Annotated in this window: 19 protein-coding genes; 9 read left to right on the top strand and 10 right to left on the bottom strand. The window is 73.3% G+C overall.

What is annotated here, in order from left to right; genetic code table 11:
• Positions 1–154: 154 nt before the first annotated feature.
• The gene (locus ACZ6Y1_RS03765) at positions 155–925 is read right to left on the bottom strand and encodes a TioE family transcriptional regulator (protein WP_469622247.1); all 771 of its coding nucleotides are present in this window, start codon (positions 923–925) and stop codon (positions 155–157) included.
• 58 nt (positions 926–983) lie between these two features.
• On the opposite strand from ACZ6Y1_RS03765, the gene ACZ6Y1_RS03770 reads away from it, so the two are divergent.
• Both ACZ6Y1_RS03770 and ACZ6Y1_RS03775 read left to right on the top strand, forming a co-directional pair.
• Positions 984–2,207, top strand: coding sequence for an erythromycin esterase family protein (locus ACZ6Y1_RS03770; protein ID WP_469622250.1), 1,224 nt, complete (start codon positions 984–986; stop codon positions 2,205–2,207).
• 9 nt (positions 2,208–2,216) lie between these two features.
• Positions 2,217–2,756, top strand: coding sequence for a GNAT family N-acetyltransferase (locus ACZ6Y1_RS03775; RefSeq protein WP_469622253.1), 540 nt, complete (start codon positions 2,217–2,219; stop codon positions 2,754–2,756).
• 25 nt (positions 2,757–2,781) lie between these two features.
• Here the strand turns inward: ACZ6Y1_RS03775 and ACZ6Y1_RS03780 are convergent, their stop codons facing one another.
• The gene (locus ACZ6Y1_RS03780; RefSeq protein WP_469622256.1) at positions 2,782–3,513 is read right to left on the bottom strand and encodes an SOS response-associated peptidase; all 732 of its coding nucleotides are present in this window, start codon (positions 3,511–3,513) and stop codon (positions 2,782–2,784) included.
• Between the two features lie 387 nt (positions 3,514–3,900).
• Between ACZ6Y1_RS03780 and ACZ6Y1_RS03785 the strand changes: the two genes are divergently transcribed.
• Positions 3,901–4,191, top strand: a complete 291-nt coding sequence (locus ACZ6Y1_RS03785) for a hypothetical protein (protein WP_469622259.1) — start codon at positions 3,901–3,903, stop codon at positions 4,189–4,191.
• 25 nt (positions 4,192–4,216) lie between these two features.
• Here the strand turns inward: ACZ6Y1_RS03785 and ACZ6Y1_RS03790 are convergent, their stop codons facing one another.
• Both ACZ6Y1_RS03790 and ACZ6Y1_RS03795 read right to left on the bottom strand, forming a co-directional pair.
• The gene (locus ACZ6Y1_RS03790; RefSeq protein ID WP_469622262.1) at positions 4,217–5,248 is read right to left on the bottom strand and encodes an alpha/beta hydrolase; all 1,032 of its coding nucleotides are present in this window, start codon (positions 5,246–5,248) and stop codon (positions 4,217–4,219) included.
• 130 nt (positions 5,249–5,378) lie between these two features.
• Entirely contained in the window at positions 5,379–6,347 is a 969-nt protein-coding gene (locus tag ACZ6Y1_RS03795; protein ID WP_469622264.1) for a helix-turn-helix domain-containing protein, read from the bottom strand.
• Positions 6,348–6,448: 101 nt separating this feature from the next.
• Between ACZ6Y1_RS03795 and ACZ6Y1_RS03800 the strand changes: the two genes are divergently transcribed.
• A complete protein-coding gene (locus ACZ6Y1_RS03800) occupies positions 6,449–7,483 on the top strand; it encodes a saccharopine dehydrogenase family protein (RefSeq protein WP_469622268.1) in 1,035 nt (344 codons plus the stop codon).
• 21 nt (positions 7,484–7,504) lie between these two features.
• Here the strand turns inward: ACZ6Y1_RS03800 and ACZ6Y1_RS03805 are convergent, their stop codons facing one another.
• The 3 genes from ACZ6Y1_RS03805 to ACZ6Y1_RS03815 all read right to left on the bottom strand — a co-directional run bounded on the left by ACZ6Y1_RS03805 (position 7,505) and on the right by ACZ6Y1_RS03815 (position 11,384).
• A complete protein-coding gene (locus ACZ6Y1_RS03805; RefSeq protein WP_469622271.1) occupies positions 7,505–9,910 on the bottom strand; it encodes an ATP-binding cassette domain-containing protein in 2,406 nt (801 codons plus the stop codon).
• A gap of 37 nt (positions 9,911–9,947) precedes the next feature.
• A complete protein-coding gene (locus ACZ6Y1_RS03810) occupies positions 9,948–10,379 on the bottom strand; it encodes a VOC family protein (RefSeq protein ID WP_469622274.1) in 432 nt (143 codons plus the stop codon).
• A 117-nt stretch (positions 10,380–10,496) separates the two neighbouring features.
• Complete coding sequence (locus tag ACZ6Y1_RS03815) at positions 10,497–11,384, bottom strand: alpha/beta fold hydrolase (protein WP_469622276.1); 888 nt, start codon at positions 11,382–11,384, stop codon at positions 10,497–10,499.
• A gap of 167 nt (positions 11,385–11,551) precedes the next feature.
• Here ACZ6Y1_RS03815 and ACZ6Y1_RS03820 point away from each other — a divergent pair, with 167 nt between their 5' ends.
• Positions 11,552–12,268, top strand: coding sequence for a hypothetical protein (locus ACZ6Y1_RS03820; RefSeq protein WP_469622278.1), 717 nt, complete (start codon positions 11,552–11,554; stop codon positions 12,266–12,268).
• A 9-nt stretch (positions 12,269–12,277) separates the two neighbouring features.
• On the opposite strand, the gene cpt is transcribed toward ACZ6Y1_RS03820, so the two are convergent.
• Positions 12,278–12,799, bottom strand: a complete 522-nt coding sequence (cpt, locus tag ACZ6Y1_RS03825; RefSeq protein WP_469622282.1) for a chloramphenicol phosphotransferase CPT — start codon at positions 12,797–12,799, stop codon at positions 12,278–12,280.
• A gap of 54 nt (positions 12,800–12,853) precedes the next feature.
• Between cpt and ACZ6Y1_RS03830 the strand changes: the two genes are divergently transcribed.
• Positions 12,854–13,501, top strand: a complete 648-nt coding sequence (locus ACZ6Y1_RS03830) for a GNAT family N-acetyltransferase (protein ID WP_469622285.1) — start codon at positions 12,854–12,856, stop codon at positions 13,499–13,501.
• Here the strand turns inward: ACZ6Y1_RS03830 and ACZ6Y1_RS03835 are convergent.
• Positions 13,468–14,472, bottom strand: coding sequence for a helix-turn-helix transcriptional regulator (locus ACZ6Y1_RS03835; RefSeq protein ID WP_469622288.1), 1,005 nt, complete (start codon positions 14,470–14,472; stop codon positions 13,468–13,470). The genes ACZ6Y1_RS03830 and ACZ6Y1_RS03835 overlap by 34 nt on opposite strands.
• A 114-nt stretch (positions 14,473–14,586) precedes the next feature.
• Here ACZ6Y1_RS03835 and ACZ6Y1_RS03840 point away from each other — a divergent pair, with 114 nt between their 5' ends.
• Together ACZ6Y1_RS03840 and ACZ6Y1_RS03845 are read left to right on the top strand one after the other, a co-directional pair.
• On the top strand, positions 14,587–15,039 hold the full coding sequence (locus tag ACZ6Y1_RS03840; RefSeq protein ID WP_469622291.1) for a DUF3224 domain-containing protein: 453 nt from the start codon (positions 14,587–14,589) through the stop codon (positions 15,037–15,039).
• A gap of 13 nt (positions 15,040–15,052) precedes the next feature.
• Positions 15,053–15,184 (top strand): hypothetical protein, encoded by a 132-nt coding sequence (locus ACZ6Y1_RS03845; RefSeq protein WP_469622293.1) that lies wholly within the window; start codon positions 15,053–15,055, stop codon positions 15,182–15,184.
• 11 nt (positions 15,185–15,195) lie between these two features.
• Here the strand turns inward: ACZ6Y1_RS03845 and ACZ6Y1_RS03850 are convergent, their stop codons facing one another.
• Positions 15,196–16,248 carry an aldo/keto reductase gene (locus tag ACZ6Y1_RS03850; RefSeq protein ID WP_469622299.1) on the bottom strand — a complete coding sequence of 351 codons (1,053 nt, stop codon included), beginning with the start codon at positions 16,246–16,248 and terminating at the stop codon, positions 15,196–15,198.
• Between the two features lie 95 nt (positions 16,249–16,343).
• Here ACZ6Y1_RS03850 and ACZ6Y1_RS03855 point away from each other — a divergent pair, with 95 nt between their 5' ends.
• On the top strand, positions 16,344–16,958 hold the full coding sequence (locus ACZ6Y1_RS03855) for a TetR/AcrR family transcriptional regulator (RefSeq protein ID WP_469622302.1): 615 nt from the start codon (positions 16,344–16,346) through the stop codon (positions 16,956–16,958).
• Positions 16,959–17,013 lie beyond the last annotated feature (55 nt).

The raw sequence follows: 17,013 nt of genomic DNA on the forward strand, positions 1-17,013 counted from the left end.
GACCACATTTCCGCAGGTTTCCGGGTGAGGCCGACGATTCTGCGACAGGAAGGGGGCCTTGCCACAAGCCCCCCGGTGCGCTATAGGTTGATAGTGGCGAGGAGAGCGAGCAGCTCCTCGTCCTTCTTTTTGCGGTCACCGGCTGTGCGCGGGCTCAGCCCCGCTCGCGCAGGTACGTCTCCAGTTCCGCCGCACCGGCCAGCATCGCCCGCCCGCGCGCCGACAGCCGCTCGCGCCAGCCCGCCAGTACGGCTTCCAGGGGCTCCAGCCCGCCCGCCGAACGCACTTGGGCGATCAGCGGGGCGATCTGCTCCAGGAGGTGGCCGCCCCGCCTGAGCTGGTGGGCCAGCCTGGCGTCCCGTACGTCGGCCTCGTCGTACACGCGGTAGCCGGTGAGCGGGTCGCGGCGCGGGCGCACCAGCCCGGCGCGCTCCCACTTCCGCAGGGTCGCGGGCCGGATCCCGAGCTCTGCCGCCAGCGCCCCCACGAACGTGCCGCGGATGCCGCCCGGCGCCGGGCCGGGTGCGGAACCGGCGGCGGTGGTGACGGCGCCGGCGGTGGCAGTGGCGGTGGCCGGCGGCAGGGCGCGCAGGGCGCGCTCCACCGCCTGGAGGGTCCGCCGGTCGTCGAGCAGCTGGGCGTGACTCTCGTCGATGAGACGGAGCGCCTCGTCGGTCTCGCCCCGGTTCACGGCCCGCATGACCGACGTCGCCGTGCCGTGGCCGTGGCCGGGCACCAGGGCGAGGAACGCGTCCAGGGCCCGTGCGTGCAGCGGCGTGTAGGTGCGGTAGCCGTTCGGTGCGCGGTCGGCGGCCGGAAGGATGCCGGCGTCTTCGTAGTTCCTGACGGCCTGGGTGGACAGACCGTGCCCGCGCGCCAGATCGACCGGCCGGAGCCGCCTGCCGTTTTGAGGGTTCCGCATCACAGGCCTGCCCGTACAGCCGGAAAGTTTCAACCGAAGGTTCAACGATAGCGTTGAAGGCATGGTCAAAGACATCCAGGACACCGTCCGTCCCTTCGATGCCGGCTCCGTCATGCGGCTGCTCCCCTCCCGGCCCCGGGTGCTCGCCCTGGGCGAGCCCACGCACGGCGAGGACAGCCTCCTCGAACTGCGCAACGCGCTCTTCCGGCAGCTCGTCGAGGAGGAGGGCTACGGGACGGTCGCGATCGAGAGCGACTGCATGATGGGCCTGGTCGTGGACGAGTACGTCACCTCCGGCACGGGCACCCTCGACGAGGTCATGGAGCGGGGCATCAGCCACGGCTGGGGCGCCTCCGCCGCCAACCGCGAGCTGGTGCGCTGGATGCGCTCCCACAACGAGGGCCTCCCCGCCTCGGAGCGGATCCGTTTCGCCGGGGTCGACGGCCCGCTCGAGATGACCGGCGCCGCGAGTCCCCGGCAGGCCCTCCTCGGGCTCCACGGCTACCTCTCCGCCCACGTCGGCCCGGAGCTGCTGCCCTGCTCCGCGGACGCCCTGGACCGCCTGCTCGGCGCCGACGACCGGTGGACCGAGCCCGCCGCGATGATGGACCCGGCCCGGTCCGCGGGGCGGTCTCCCGAGGCGGCGGAGCTGCGGCTGCTCGCCGACGATCTGGTGGCCCTCTTCGACGAGCAGACGCCGCACCTGCTCGCGGCGACATCGCGGGACGACTGGGACCGCGCGTGCCTGTACGGGCGCACCGCGACCGGCCTGCTGCTCTACCACCACTGGACGGCCGACACCTCACCCGCCCGCCTGAGCCGCCTCGTGGGCCTGCGGGGCCGGATGATGGCCCGCAACCTCCTCGCCCTCGCCGAGCGGGGCCCGGTGCTCGTCCACGCCCACAACTCCCATCTGCAGCGGGAGAAGAGCAGCATGCGGCTGGGCGGCATGCCGCTGGAGTGGTGGAGCGCCGGGGCCGTCGCGAGCGCGTACCTGGGCGGGGAGTACGCCTTCGTGGCCACGGCCCTGGGCACGATCCGGCACCGGGGAGTGGACGCGCCTGCGCCCGGCACCGTCGAAGGGCTCCTGTACGCACTCCCGGAGGACCGCTGCGTCGTCGACGCCCGCCGGCTGGCCGCCGCCCTGGGAGACACACCGCCCGCGACCCGCGTGTCCGAGTGGTTCGGCTACGCCCCGCTCGACCCGGCCCACTTGGCGGCCGGCGACGGCATCGTGTTCGTCAAGGACCTGCCGCAGCTCCAGGGCCGTCCGGCAGCTGGGTAGGCTTCCGAAGTGAACGACGACACCACGCATGACCAGCGCATACGGATCAGACAGGGCGGGCCGTCCGACGTACCGGCCGTACTCGGCATGCTCGACGCCGCGGTCGCCTGGATGAACGGCCGCGGCAACACGGAGCAGTGGGGCACGACGCCGTACTCGCGGCAGCCCGGCGCGGTCGAGCGGGTCGAGCGGTACACGACCGAGAACATGCCGTTCGTCGCCGAGCTGGACGGAGTACCCGTCGGAGCCCTCGTGCTGGACACGCGGCCCAGCCCGCAGCTGCCGATCGCGCCGGCCGGGGAACCCGAGCGGTACGTCCGGCTGCTGGTCTCCGACCGCCGGTACGCCGGCCTGGGCGTCGGATCGGCGCTGCTCGCCCATGCCGTCGAGGAGACCCGGCGGGCGGGCGTGGCACTGCTCCGCGTGGACTGCTGGGCGGGCGGCGGGGGCGAGCTGGTCGCGTACTACGAGCGCAACGGCTTCACCCGCACCGAGCGGTTCCTCGACGGGAGCCGGCCGGGGCAGGTGCTGGCCCGCCGGATCGGATGAGGGCGGGGAGGGAACCGGCCGCCGGTCAGGCGGCGGGGGTCAGGAGCTCCGGGCCGTTGTTGCGGACGCTGTTGACCGCGGTCGAGACCGCCGTCACGGCGAGGCGGCCGCCGCCCGGGGTGTGAAGGAGGGCACGCAGGTCGGCCGTGTCCTGGTGGGCGGGATCGAGCCAGATGTCGTAGTCCTCCGGGTCGAGGGCCAGCGGCATGCGGGGGTGGACGCGGCCGGCCGCGTCGGTGGCCTCGGTGGTGATGATGGTGGCCGTGGTCAGCCAGGCCGCCGGGTCGTCGTCGTCCTCGACGGCGGGGTCGCGCCAGAACTCGTACAGGCCGGCCATGGCCATCACGGCCGTGTCCTCGGGGCGGATGAAGTACGGCTGCTTGTAGGCCTTGGCCGAGCCGGTGGCGGGCACGGCGACCCATTCGTAGAAGCCGTCCGCGGGCAGCAGGCACCGCCGCCGGGTGAACGCCCGACGGTACGCGGGCTTCTCGTGGACGGTCTCCACCCGCGCGTTGATCATCCGCGACCCGACTCCGGGGTCCTTCGCCCACGAGGGGACCAGCCCCCACCGCACCGGCCGCAGCAGCCGGGCCACTTCGCCGGTGGCGCGGTCGGCCCGCTCGAGGACGGCCCACACGTCGTCGGTCGGGGCCACGTTCCACGAGGGCCCGAGCTCGCGGGCGGCGGGATCCCGCTCGGCGTCGAAGAGACCCGCGAGGTCTTCCGGGGCCCGGGAGGAGGCATATCGACCGCACATGCCTCCACCCTGCCACCCCTGCGGGGGAAACGGGCCGGAACACACCCGCCGCAGGACGCGGCGGCCGGTCCGGGGCGTGAAGCGCGGCCCCTTGGGGTACACCTCGGTCACGGTGGGCAAGCACCGCCTCGCCCTGAGTGGCGGTGCTGGTCACGGTCGTTGCCCGAAGGCGGTTCGTCGTGAGTCCTGACGCGGTCGTACGGCATTCCCCGGCGCGGTCGGGGCGCCCGCCGCGGCAACCCGGCGTGCGACATACGGATTCACTCCCGTTCCAGGGGTTCACGGCAGAACCGGGGACGCCCTGCCGCTCGTTCTCCAGGCACGGCGGACGACGCCGCCGCCGTTCCCGTTCCGTGCTTCAGCCGTCTCACATCCCGAGGAGCCCTCGTGGCCGTGCTCACCACGATCGCCGTGGTCCTCGGCGCCTGGTGCGCCGCCGGCGTCCTGACCGCCGTCCTGTACGCCGTCGTACGCGGCCGCCGCGTCCGCCGCCAGCGGGCGATGGCGGCGGCGCTGGAGGGACCCGCCGTCGCCCCCGGCCGGACACCGCCCGCCGAGACCGCGCCGGTTGCCCCTGCCTCGGAGGAGCCCGCGCAGGCCGCGGACGCCACGGATGCCCCGCAGGCCGCGGACGCCGCGGACGCCGCGCAGCCGGATGATCTGAGCACCTCCGCCTGACCCCCGGCCCGCGGGCGGGGCCGGGTCACGGTGCGGCGGGCTTCGCCAGGAGCCGTCGGAGCCAGCGCGTCCTGGCGTGGCCCGCGTCGTGGGTGAGGGCCGCGTGCGGCGCCATGCCGTCGAAGCCGTGTTGGGCGCCGGGCCACACGTGCAGTTCCGCCTGGCCGCCCGCCTGCCAGATCGCGTTCGCGTACGCCACGCCCTCGTCCCGGAACATGTCCGCCGACCCGGTGTCGACGTAGGCCGGTGGCAGGCCTGAGAGGTCGGTGGCACGGGCGGGGGCCGCGTAGGGCGACAGGTCCGCGGCGCCGTGGCGGTCGCCCAGCAGTGCCTTCCACGCGGTCTCGTTGGAGGTGAGGTCCCACACGCCGAGGCCGGACATCTGGCGGCTGGAGAAGGTGGTGCCCCGGTCGTCGAGCATCGGGGAGAGCAGCAGTTGACCCAGGACCGCGGGGCCGCCGCGGTCCCGGGCGAGCAGGGCCAGGGCCGCGGCGAGTCCGCCGCCCGCGCTCTTCCCGCCGATCACGATGCGGTCGGGGTCGACGTCCAGTTCGGCCCCGTGCCGGGCCGCCCATCCGAGTCCGGCGTAGCAGTCCTCCAGCGGTCCGGGGTACTCGGTGTGCGGCGCCAGCCGGTACTCGACCGAGATGACGGCCAGCTCCAGCGGGAGGGCCCACTCGCGCAGGATCCGCGGCAGCACGGACCAGGCGTTGCCCATGATCATGGCGCCGCCGTGCATGTAGTACAGCAGGGGCAGCGGTCCCGTGAGCCCGGCCGGCCGGGCGCTCACGAGCGTGACGTCCGGTCCGTCCGGCGGCCCCGGGACTCGGAGCTCCGTCACCGCGAACCGCCCGTCCGCACACAGCTGTTCGGCCGTCGGCCGGGGTCTGGCGGACGCGTCCCGCTGCTGCCTGGCGCGGAGGTTGTCCGGGGTGATCGGCTCCCGCGCCGTCAGCCCGGAGGCCGCGAGGACGACGGCCAGTTCGGGGTCGAGGGGAGGCGCCGGGGCGGGTGCCGGGAAGGCGACGGGCTCCTGGGGCGTGCTGAGGCCGCTCATGGCCCTCACACTAAGCCGTCGCCGTGGGTACCCGGTGCGACCGGGGAAGGCCGGCGGCTTCTCACGGCGAGGCGTTCACTCCCGGGCAACTGGTCGGGTTCGCCCTCGCCCTGGTCGCCCTGCCCGCCGGTCAGCTGGATCCCGGGCGGCCGGTGACGGTCCGTGAGGTGCGGAAAGTGCGGCGGTAGGTGTCCGGCGGGACGCCGAGGGTGCGGTTGAAGTGGCGGCGCAGTGATGCGGCGGTGCCCATGCCGGTGGCCGTCGCGATGGCGTCGATGCTGTCGCCGGTGGTCTCCAGCAGCTCCTGGGCGCGCCGGATCCGCTGCGTCAGCAGCCACTGCAGCGGGGTGGTGCCGGTGACCGACCTGAAGTGGCGGCTCAGGTGGCGCGAGCTGATGTTCGCACGGCGGGCCAGGTCCTCCACCGTCAGTGGCCGGTCGAGGCGTTCGACCGCCCAGGGCAGGAGGCGGACGAGGGGATGACCGTCCCGGGCGGGAACGGGGGCGGGGACGAACTGGGCCTGGCCGCCCGCCCGGTGCGGGGGCACGACGAGCCGGCGGGCGATGGCGTTGGCGACCGCCGAGCCGTGGTCGAGGCGGACCAGGTGCAGGCACAGGTCCATGGCGGCTGCCTTGCCCGCGGAGGTGAGCACGCTGCCGTTGTCCACGTAGAGCACGTCCGGGTCGACCTCGACGAGGGGATGGCGCTCGGCCAGGGCGCCGGTGTGCGCCCAGTGGGTGGTGGCGCGCCGGCCGTCCAGCAGGCCGGCGGCGGCCAGCACGAACGCGCCCGTGCACAGGGAGGCCACGCGTGCGCCCGCCTCGTGGGCGGCACGGACCGCTTCGACCAGGTCTGCGGGCGGATCCACGTCGATGTCGGCCCAGCCGGGGACGATGACCAGGTCGGCGGAGACGAGGCCGTCGAGCCCGCTGTCGGGCTCCGTCCGGAACCGTCCGACCCGCACGGCCCCCGGCCCGCAGAGAGTGAAGTCGTACCAGGGGTCGACGATGTGCGACAGGTCGGCGCCGAAGACCTCGCAGGCCAGGGACAGTTCGAAGTGGAGCATCCCGTCGGTGACGGCCAGCGCGACAGAACTCATGTCCGGAAGTGTACGGGCCATGTCGTTCCGGACACTCGTACCGGTCCCCAACTCCCCGCATGCTGTTCGTAGTTCAACGTCGAAGAGCGCGGGAGAAGCTGATGAGTGCAGGTCAGAGGGTTGCGGTGTTCGGTGCCTACGGGCACACGGGGCGTTTCGTGGTGGCGGAACTGCTGGAGCGCGGGTTCGTCCCGATCGCGTCCGGACGCGACGCGGGCAGGCTGCGGGAGCTCGCCGCCTCCCACCCCGGGCTCGACGTCCGGCCGGCCTCGGTCGACGACCCGGCCTCCCTGGACCGCGCCCTCGTGGGGGCGGCCGCCGTCATCAACACCGCCGGGCCCTTCGCCACGACCGGCGCCCCCGTGATCGAGGCGGCCCTGCGCGCCGGGATCCCGTACGTGGACGTGGCGGCCGAGATCGAGGCCAACGCGGACGCCTTCGAGCGGTTCGCGGACGCGGCCAGGGCCGCCGGGACCGTGGTGGTCCCCGCGATGGCCTTCTTCGGCGGCCTCGGCGACCTGCTGGTCACCGCGGCGATGGGCGACTGGACGCGGGCCGACGAGGTGCATGTCGCGTACGGGCTGAGCGGCTGGCACCCCACCGCCGGAACCCGCGCCGCCGGCAAGGTCTCCGGGGAGCGCCGCAACGGCCGGCGCGTCCGCTACAGCCAGGGGCGGCTGCAGTACCACGACGACGCGCTGCCGACCCTGAAGTGGGCCTTCCCCGAGCCGCTGGGCGCCCGCGAGGTGATCGGCGGGTTCACGATGGCCGACGTGGTCACCGTCCCCAGTCACCTGGACGTCCCCGAGGTCCGCACCTACATGACGGTCGAGGCGGCGGGCGAGCTGGCGGCCCCGGACACCCCGGCGCCGACCGCGGTCGACGGGCGCGGCCGGTCCGCGCAGTCCTTCCTCGTCGACGTCCTCGTACGCTCCGGCGACGAGGAGCGGCGGGCCACCGCGAGCGGGCAGGACATCTACGCCGTCAGCGCGCCCCTGGCGGTGGAGGCCGTCCAGCGCGTCCTGTCGGGCCGGACCACGGCCCCCGCCGGGGTACTGTCCGCCGGAGCGGCCTTCGACGCGGCCGGGTTCCTGGGCGCGCTGTCCGCGCACCTCTCGCTCGGCCCGCGCCGATAGCCGCACCGGCGGCCCGCGCCGTCAGGCGCCCACGTACTGCGCCAGGTGCTCGCCCGTCAGGGTGGAGCGGTCGGCGACCAGGTCGGCGGGGGCGCCCTCGAAGACGATCCGCCCGCCGTCGTGTCCGGCGCCGGGACCGAGGTCGATGATCCAGTCGGCGTGTGCCATGACCGCCGGGTGGTGCTCCACCACGATCACCGACTTGCCGGAGTCGACCAGCCGGTCGAGCAGGCCGAGCAACTGTTCCACGTCGGCGAGGTGGAGGCCGGTCGTCGGCTCGTCCAGGACGTAGACCCCGCCCTTGTCGCCCATGTGCGTGGCCAGCTTGAGCCGCTGCCGCTCGCCACCGGACAGGGTGGTCAGCGGCTGGCCGAGACTGAGGTAGCCGAGCCCGACGTCGGCGAGCCGCTGCAGGATCTTGTGTGCGGCCGGAGTGCGCGCCTCTCCGTCACCGAAGAAGGCCTCGGCCTCGGTGACCGGCATCGCCAGCACCTCGCTGATGTCGCGGCCGCCGAGCTTGTACTCCAGCACCGAGGCGTCGAACCGCTTGCCCTCGCACTCCTCGCAGGTCGTGGCGACGCCCGCCATGATCGCGAGGTCGGTGTAGATCACCCCGGCGCCGTTGCAGTTGGGGCAGGCGCCCTCGGAGTTGGCGCTGAACAGAGCCGGCTTCACCCCGTTGGCCTTCGCGAAGGCCTTGCGGATCGGGTCGAGCAGTCCGGTGTACGTCGCCGGGTTGCTCCGCCGCGAACCGCGGATCGGCGCCTGGTCGATCGACACCACCCCTTCGCCGGCGGCCCCCGACAGATGGGGCAGTGAGCCGTGCACGAGGGAGCTCTTGCCCGAGCCGGCGACGCCCGTGACGACGCAGAGCACACCGAGCGGGACGTCGACGTCCACGTCGCGCAGGTTGTGCGCCGTCGCCCCGCGGATCTCCAGGGTCCCGGTGGCCGTCCGCGTCTTCTCCTTCACGGCGGCCCGGTCGTCGAGGTGGCGGCCGGTGATGGTGTCACCGGCGCGCAGCCCCTCGACGGTGCCCTCGAAGCAGACGGTGCCGCCCGCCTGGCCCGCGCCCGGGCCGAGGTCGACGACGTGGTCGGCGATGGCGATCGTCTGCGGCTTGTGCTCCACGACGAGCACGGTGTTGCCCTTGTCCCGCAGGCGCAGCAGCAGGTCGTTCATCCGCTGGATGTCGTGCGGGTGCAGGCCCGTGGTGGGCTCGTCGAACACGTACGTGACGTCGGTGAGCGAGGAGCCGAGGTGGCGGATCATCTTGACGCGCTGGGCCTCGCCGCCCGAGAGGGTGCCCGCGGGCCGGTCGAGGGCGAGGTAGCCCAGACCGATCTCGGTGAACGAGTCGAGGGTGTGCCGCAGCGCGTCGAGCAGCGGCGCCACCGACGGGTCCTGGACGCCCCGCACCCATACGGCGAGGTCGCTGATCTGCATCGCGCAGGCGTCGGCGATGCTGATGCCGTTGATCTTCGAGGAGCGGGCGCCCTCGCTGAGCCGGGTCCCCTCGCAGTCGGGGCAGGTGGTGAAGGTGACCGCGCGGTCGACGAAGGCCCGGATGTGCGGCTGCATTCCCTCCTTGTCCTTGGCGAGCATCGACTTCTGGATCCGCGGGACCAGACCCTCGTAGGTCATGTTGATGCCCGCGATCTTCATCCTGGTCGGCTCGCGGTACAGGAAGTCGGCCAGTTCCTTCTTGGTGAACTCAGCGATCGGCTTGTCCGGATCGAAGAAGCCGGATTCGCTGTAGAGGCGGGAGTTCCAGCCGCCGCCCGTGTAGCCGGGGACCGTGATCGCGCCCTCGGCGAGCGACTTGGTGTCGTCGTAGAGCTGGGTCAGGTCGAGATCGGTGACCGTGCCCCGGCCCTCGCAGCGCGGGCACATGCCGCCGGTGATGCTGAAGCTGCGGCGCTCCTTCACCTTCTGCCCGGCGCGCTCGACGGTGACCGCTCCCGCTCCGCTGATCGAGGCGACGTTGAAGGAGAACGCCTTCGGGGAGCCGATGTGCGGCTTCCCGAGCCGGCTGAAGAGGATGCGGAGCATCGCGTTGGCGTCGGTGGCGGTGCCGACCGTGGAGCGGGGGTCGGCACCCATCCGCTGCTGGTCTACGGTGATCACGGTGGTCAGGCCGTCGAGGACGTCGACCTCGGGTCGCGCCAGGGTGGGCATGAACCCCTGGACGAAGGCACTGTAGGTCTCGTTGATCAGCCGCTGCGACTCCGCGGCGATCGTGTCGAACACCAGCGAGCTCTTGCCCGAGCCGGACACACCGGTGAACACCGTCAGCCGTCGCTTCGGGATCTCGATGCTGACGTCCCGGAGGTTGTTCTCGCGCGCACCGTGCACACGGATCAGGTCGTGGCTGTCGGCGACGTGCGGCGCGGGCGGCGGCGGGTCCGTCCTCGTGGCCTTGCTCATCGTGTCTCCGTATCTGTTCGGGATCCGTTCGATCTAATCAGCTTCGGGGCCGGCTCACCTCGTTGATCCGGATCAAGTTGCCCGCGGGGTCGCGGAAGGCGCAGTCGCGTCCGCCGTAGGGCTGCTCGGTGGGCTCCTGGACGAGCTCCGCCCCGCCGGCCCTCAGCCGCGCGAAGGTGCCGTCGAGGTCGGTGGTGCCGAGGACGACGCGGGCGTAGGTGCCCTTGGCCATCATCTCGGCGACGGTCCGGCGCTCCTCCTCGGTGACGCCGGGGTCGGCGGCCGGCGGCTCCAGCACGATCGAGGTGCCGGGCCGGCCGGCGGGGCCGACCGTGATCCAGCGCATCGCGCCCTGCCCGACGTCATTGCGGACCTCGAAGCCGAGGACGTCGCGGTAGAAGGCCAGGGAGGCCTCGGGGTCGGTGTGCGGGAGGAAGGTCCAGTGAACGGTGAGGTCTGTGCTGTCCATGCCCTGCACGCTAGCCGCGCACCTGGGGCCCAAGCTTCTCCGATCCTGATCGGTTCGCCCGGTGCTGTCCGGTGCCGCCCGTGCCGCCCGTGCCGCCCGTGCCGCCCGGCGAACGGATCATCCGCTGTCGCGGAGTGCCTCGCGCAGCGCCTGCGCGAACTCCCCGGGGGCGCCCTCCCGGCCGTACTCGCCGCCCAGGAAGCCGCCGTGGTGGCTGGGGAACACGCTCAGCGCGATGCCGAGCGAGGCGGCGATCTCCGCCGCGGCGCGGGCCGGGAACTCGCCCTCGGACTCCTTGCCGGCGGCGACGACGATGCGTGTCGGCGCGGCGCGCAGCGCGCCGAAGTCGGGCAGGTAAGCGGTGCAGGTCCGCATGTTCAATCCCAGGAGCGCGTCGTCCCGCCTGCCGTCGTCCTCGGTCGGCAGCCCGAACTCGGAGGGCGACGGGAGCGGCTCGTCGGCCCAGTCGGCCGGGAAGGGCCCCCTGCGGGACACCACGGAGAAGAACTTGACCATCGCGGGCCCCGTCCCCTCGCGCAGGTATGTCGCGTGGATGTCCGCGCAGACCGCCAGCGCCACCTCGCGGTCCGGGAGGACCTGCGCCGCGGGCGGCTCGTGCGCGACGAGGGTGCGCACCAGGGGCCCGTACCGTTCCACGAGGGCGAGCGCGTTGACGGCGCCACCGCTGCTCGCGAACACGTCCACCGGTCCCGTGCCGAGGGCCTCGATCACGCGCCGCAGGTCGTCGGCGTGTTCCTCGACGGTGTTCTGGGGCGCGCCGTCAGTGCGGGGGCTGCGGCCCACTCCCCGGGGGTCGTAGGTCACCACCGTACGGTCGGTGAAGTGCGAGGCCAGGGTGGCGAACCCGGAGGCGTCCATCGGCGAACCGACCAGCAGCAGCGCGGGGTCGCCGGCCGGGCCGCCGCCGTCGGCGCCGCGTACGTCGTAGGTGATCTCGGCGCCCGCGGCGTCCACGGTGTGGGTCCTGGTCTCGATCCCGGTCATTTCCGTCTCCTTCGGTGTTCGGCCGTCGGCCGTCACAGAGTTGGACCGCCGCCGTCGCCGGAACTCATCGGTCCCGGCCGGAGTTCCTCGGGATCCGCCCGGCGACGATCACCGCAGCGGTCCGTGTGACGATGTCCCTCGGCACAACCGCACCTCATGGGGGGACCATGCGCACCCGCACCACCACTGCCACGACCGGCCTGGTTGCCGTGCTCGCGACGATGCTGATCCTGGGCGGGTGCACCGCTCCGGGCGGCGGCCGGAACGGGGCGGCGAGCACCCCGGCCACCGCTTCCGCGCACGCTCCCGCTCCGGGGGGCGGGTCCTTCGAGGGACCCCGGCCGCAGGACCAGAACCTCCTCGCCTGGACGGGCGACCCCAACGACGCGGGGCACGTCACCGCCCAGTCGGCCGCGGGCGTCGGCGGCCGGATCACCCTGGTACGGATCGTCCTGCGCGAGCAGATCACCTGGTCCAACATCTGGCTCGGTCTGGCCGGCATCGACCCGAACGCCCAGCTCGCCAACTGCTACCTCGGCGTGTACGACGCGAACGGCGCCCTGGTCGGGACCACCGAGGACATCTCGCCCCAGCTGATGACCGACGCGGTCGCCAAGCCCTTCGCCCTCTCCAAGCCGTTCACGGCCGCCCCCGGCACCTACTTCATCGCCCTTCTGCTCAACGGCAACTGGGCCACGAACGTGCTCACCCTCAAGGCCACGGGGGCGGGCATCTCGGTCAACGCGGGCCTGGCGCCCCCGCTGCTCCGCTACAGCACGGTGCTGACCGGCCAGACCTCGCTGCCGCGCACGGTGAACCTCGCGGAACAGTCCACCAGCACCATCAACACGGGCTGGGCCAGCCAGTGGTACGCCATCTCCTGATCCGGCCGGTCACCGGACGCGGGCGGCGATGACCCGGGCGCAGGCCAGTGACTCGGTGTGCGTCGTGTCCACCTCCAGGTCGTAGTGCACGCCCTCGTGCACCAGGTGCGCCTGCGCCGCGGCCATACCGGGGACCCGGTCCCCCCGGGCGATCTCGCGGCCCTCGGCGACCGCGCTGTCGCACCTGACGCCCACCCACAGCGCGTCCAGTCCCCCGAGCGCCTTCCGCCACCGCTCCTGGGACGCCGCTCCGCCGAGGAAGACGTCGTCGACGATGATCCTGGCTCCGGCCCGGGCCATCGCGACGATGCCTGCCGTCCAGGCCTCCTCCAGCGCCCGGAACTCCGCGCCGACGCTGACCCCGCCGTCCGCGGCGAAGGTGATCCCACCGTCCGACGCCCGCATCCGTGCGGGCAGCGCGTCGACGAACGAGTCGCATCCGAACGCCGGCCACGGATCCGGCAGTACGGTCTGCAGACAGCGCACGATGCCGGACTTGCCCGAGCTGGAACCACCGTTGAGAATGATCATCCGAGTCGTCACCGCGCCACAGTAGGCCGCACGCGTGTCCCGGGGGGCTGCATTTTGGAGACCGAACGACTGTGGGTCGAAGGGTGGGCCGCGGCCCGGCGGATGCCCGAGCCGGTGGACGTGCCCTGGGGGCTGCGGATCGAGAGCGGGCGGCCGAACGAGGTGGTCCGGCACGTCCTGCTCGACACCGACGCGGCGACGGCCCGCGGGCTCATCGGCACGATCACCGAACCCACCACGTGCGTCAAGGCGTTCCTCCCGGCGGCCGGGATGGACCCGTGGTTCCCGTCCGCGTGGGAGCCGGTCGATCCCTGCTTCCTGATGGCCGTCGATCTGCGCCCGTCGCCCGTGCGGGCACCCGACGGGTACACCGTCACCGTCGAGACCGGTGACCGCGTCACCCGGGTGCGCGTCCTGAGCGACGCCGACGGGGAACCCGCCGCGACCGGACTGACAGGTCTGGCCGGTACCGCCGGCGTGGTCTTCGACCAGATCGTCACCGAACCTGCGCACCGGCGCCGCGGCCTCGGGACGGTGGTGATGGCCGCACTCACCGAACACGCCGTCGGGAACGGGGTGTCCGTCGGCCTCCTGGGCGCGACCGTCCAGGGCCGGGCGCTGTACGAAACGCTCGGCTGGAAGGTCCTGTCGCCCCTGAACGGATTCGTCTACGCACCCGGGGGCTCCGCGGCCCGGCCGTAGCGCCCGGCCAGCACGGCCACCGCCCCGGCGACCGCCTCGCGGAGGTCGGGCGGTCCGAGGACCTCCGCTTCGGGGCCGAGGCGCAGCAGGTCGCCGACCGCCACGGCGTACGTCTCCACGGGGAGGCGGACGTGGAGCCAGCCCTCCTCGTCGACGGCGTCCGGGCCCGCCTCCTCCGCGTCGGCGAGGGCGCGTACGCCCGCCGAGCCGAAGTGCATGGGCAGCAGTTTCCGGGCGCGCGGGGAGATCCGCAGTTCGGCGGTCTGCCGCAGCAGCGAGCTCTCCAGGCGGCGTGAGCTCTCCTGCCAGTACGCGGCCAGGTCGAAGCCGGCGGGCCGCTCGAAGCCGGCGTCGAGGGTCTCCACGGACAGGAACCGGCCCACGCGGTAGGTCCGCACCGTCTCCTCGTCCGCCCGGGCCACGAGGTACCAGATGCCGCCCTTCACAACGAGGCCGAGCGGGCTCAGCTCGCGGTGGACCTCGCCGTTCCAGCGGCGGTAGTGCGTGCGCAGGATCCGCTGGTCCCAGAGCGCCTGGGCGATCTGCGCGAGGTGCGGTACGGGGTCGGCGTCGCGGAACCAGGCCGGGGCGTCCAGGTGGAACCGGTCCTGGATCCGCCGTGCCCTGGAGGCGAGTTCGGCGGGCAGCGACGCCTGGAGTTTGAGCTGGGCGGCGGCCAGGTCGGCGCCCAGGCCGAGTTCCCGCGCGGGGCCGGGTACGCCGGCGAGGAAGAGGGAACCGGCCTGGGCGTCGGTGAGGCCGGTGAGGCGGGTGCGGTAGCCGTCCATCAGCCGGTACCCGCCGGCCGGGCCGCGGTCGGTGTGCACGGGAACGCCGGAGGCGCCGAGGGCGTCGATGTCCCGGTAGACGGTACGGACCGACACCTCGAGTTCGGCGGCGAGCTCGGGGGCGGTCATCCGGCCGCGGTTCTGGAGCAGCAGGAGCAGGGAGAGGAGCCGGTCTGCGCGCATGCGGATCATTGTCCGGGGTACCTGACAGAAGATGTCAGGTACCCCGGACAGGCTGTTCCCACGCCGGGGGCCGACCGCCCTCCGGCCGTCGACGCACAGCGCCAGGAGGACCACATGACCGCATCCGCACCCGCACCCACGCAGGCCGGCGGCCGCTTCACCTTCGCCGACTGGGAGGAGCACCCCGTCGGGGCCGGCTCCGGCACCGCCCCGCGGCTCGCCCGCGCCACGGTGACCAACTCCTTCTCCGGCGCGATCGAGGCGCCCGGTACCAGCTGCTCGTACACGATCGCGTACACCGGGGAGACGTCCGGCACCTACACGGGTCTGGAGCTCCTGTCGGGCACGGTGGACGGCCGCGAGGGGACGTTCGTCCTGGAGGAGCGGGGCGATTTCGACTCCTCGGGCACCCGCTGCCGCTTCGAGGTGGTCCCTGGCTCGGGCACCGGCGCCCTGACCGGCCTGTCGGGCGAGGGCGGCTTCGACCACCGGCACGGCGAGCAGTCCGTCGCGTACACGTTCACGTACACCCTGGACCAGCCGTGCGGCCGCGTACCCACTCCATGACCCGGCCGAAGTCGTGGACCGTCACGACGTGTTCCGGCGCTGTCGCGGATGCGGTGAGGCCGGGATCGTGCGGGACGAGGACTACTGCTGCGTCTTCTGCGGTGCGGAGCTGCCGAGGGACTGGAACGTCGACGGGGCGGGGTGACCGGAGCCCTGTCACGCCCCCGCCGTCCGCCGGATCAGCGGCGGGTTGAGGCGGGCGAAGGCCTCCTGGCGTTCGTACGGGAAGTACGGGTACGGGGCCGGCCGGTGGCTCGCGGCGTCGAGGCGGGCCGTCTGCTCGGGTGACAGGGCCCAGCCGGTCGCGCCGATGTTCTGGCGCAGCTGGGCCTCGTTGCGGGCGCCGATGATGACGGAGGACACCGTCGGGCGTCCCAGCAGCCAGTTGATGGCCACCTGGGGGATGCTTCGGCCCGTCTCCCGTGCGACCTCGTCGAGGGCGTCGACCACGTCGTAGAGGTGTCCGTCCTCGACGGGCGGGCCGTAGTCGGCCGTCCGGTGCAGGCGGCTCCCTTCGGGCAGCGGCCGGCCCCGGCGCAGCCTGCCCGTGAGGCGGCCCCAGCCGAGGGGGCTCCAGACCAGGGCGCCGACGCCCTGGTCGTGGCCGAGGGGCATCAGCTCCCATTCGTAGTCGCGGCCGATGAGGGAGTAGTAGACCTGGTGGGCCACGTAGCGCGGGAAGCCGTGTTCCTCGGAGGCGGCCAGGGATTTCATCAGCTGCCAGCCCGCGAAGTTGGAGACGCCGATGTGGCGGATCTTCCCGGCCCGCACGAGCTGGTCGAGCGCGGACAGGACCTCCTCGACGGGGGTGGCGGCGTCGAAGGCGTGCAGCTGGAAGAGGTCGATGCGGTCCGTGCCGAGCCGCCGCAGGGCGTCCTCCGTCGCCCTGATCAGGCGGCGGCGGGACGTGCCCGCGTCGCCCGGCCCGTCCCCCGTCGGCAGGCCCGCCTTGGTGGACAGCAGTACCTCGTCCCGGCGGCCCCTGACCGCCCGGCCCAGGACCTCCTCGGAGGCGCCCGCCGAGTACACGTCGGCGGTGTCGAACATGGTGATGCCCGCCTCCAGGCAGATGTCCACCAGCCGGCGCGCCTCCTGTGCGTCCGTGGTGCCCCAGGCGCCGAACAGCGGCCCCCGGCCGCCGAAGGTTCCGGCGCCGAAGCTGAGGGCGGGGACCTCCAGGCCGGACGTACCGAGCTGCCTGTACTCCATGATGAACCCTCCGGCGAGCGGTAATGGGACGGTAGACCCGTTAAGATGGCTCCAACGTAGCAGGAGATCGGCACTAATGGAACCGGAGACCCGTTATGACAGACGCTGAGGGAGCCGAGCCGGGAAGCGTGCGCCCCGGGGGCCGTACGGCCCGGGTCCGGGCCGCGGTGCTGGAGGCCGCCGGGGACACCCTCGCCGAGCAGGGTTTCCACGGGCTGGACCTGGCCGAGATCGCCCGCCGTGCCGAGGTGGGAAAGACGACCGTGTACCGCCGCTGGGGGACGGTCACCGGGCTGGTCGCGGACCTGCTGGCGGACATGGCCGAACAGTCCCTGCCGCGCGCCGAGACCGGTTCGCTGCTGGAGGACATGCGGGCCAACGCCGCCCTCGTGCGCCGCACCCTCGCCGACCCCCGTCAGGGAGCGCTGTTCAAGGCCGTGATCGCCGCCGCCACCAGCGACGCGAGGACCGCGGAGGCACTGCACCGCTTCTACGAGCTCCGCGTCGCCGAGTGGGCGCCCTGCGTCCGGGAGGCCGTCGAGCGGGGCGAACTGCCGGCGGGCACGGACGCCGCCGAGGTGGTCCGCGCGGTGTCGGCTCCCCTCTACTACCGCTTCCTGACCTCCGGATCCCCGCTGGACGAGGCCACGGCGGAGCGGGCCGCACAGGCCGCCGTCGCTGCGGCCCGGGCGGGGGTCTTCGCCGGGTGACCGCGGGGTCCGCGGCTACGGCCGTAGTACCAGCACCCAGATCCCGCGGTCCGGT

It is taken from the genome of Streptomyces sp. NPDC053432, assembly GCF_055585365.1.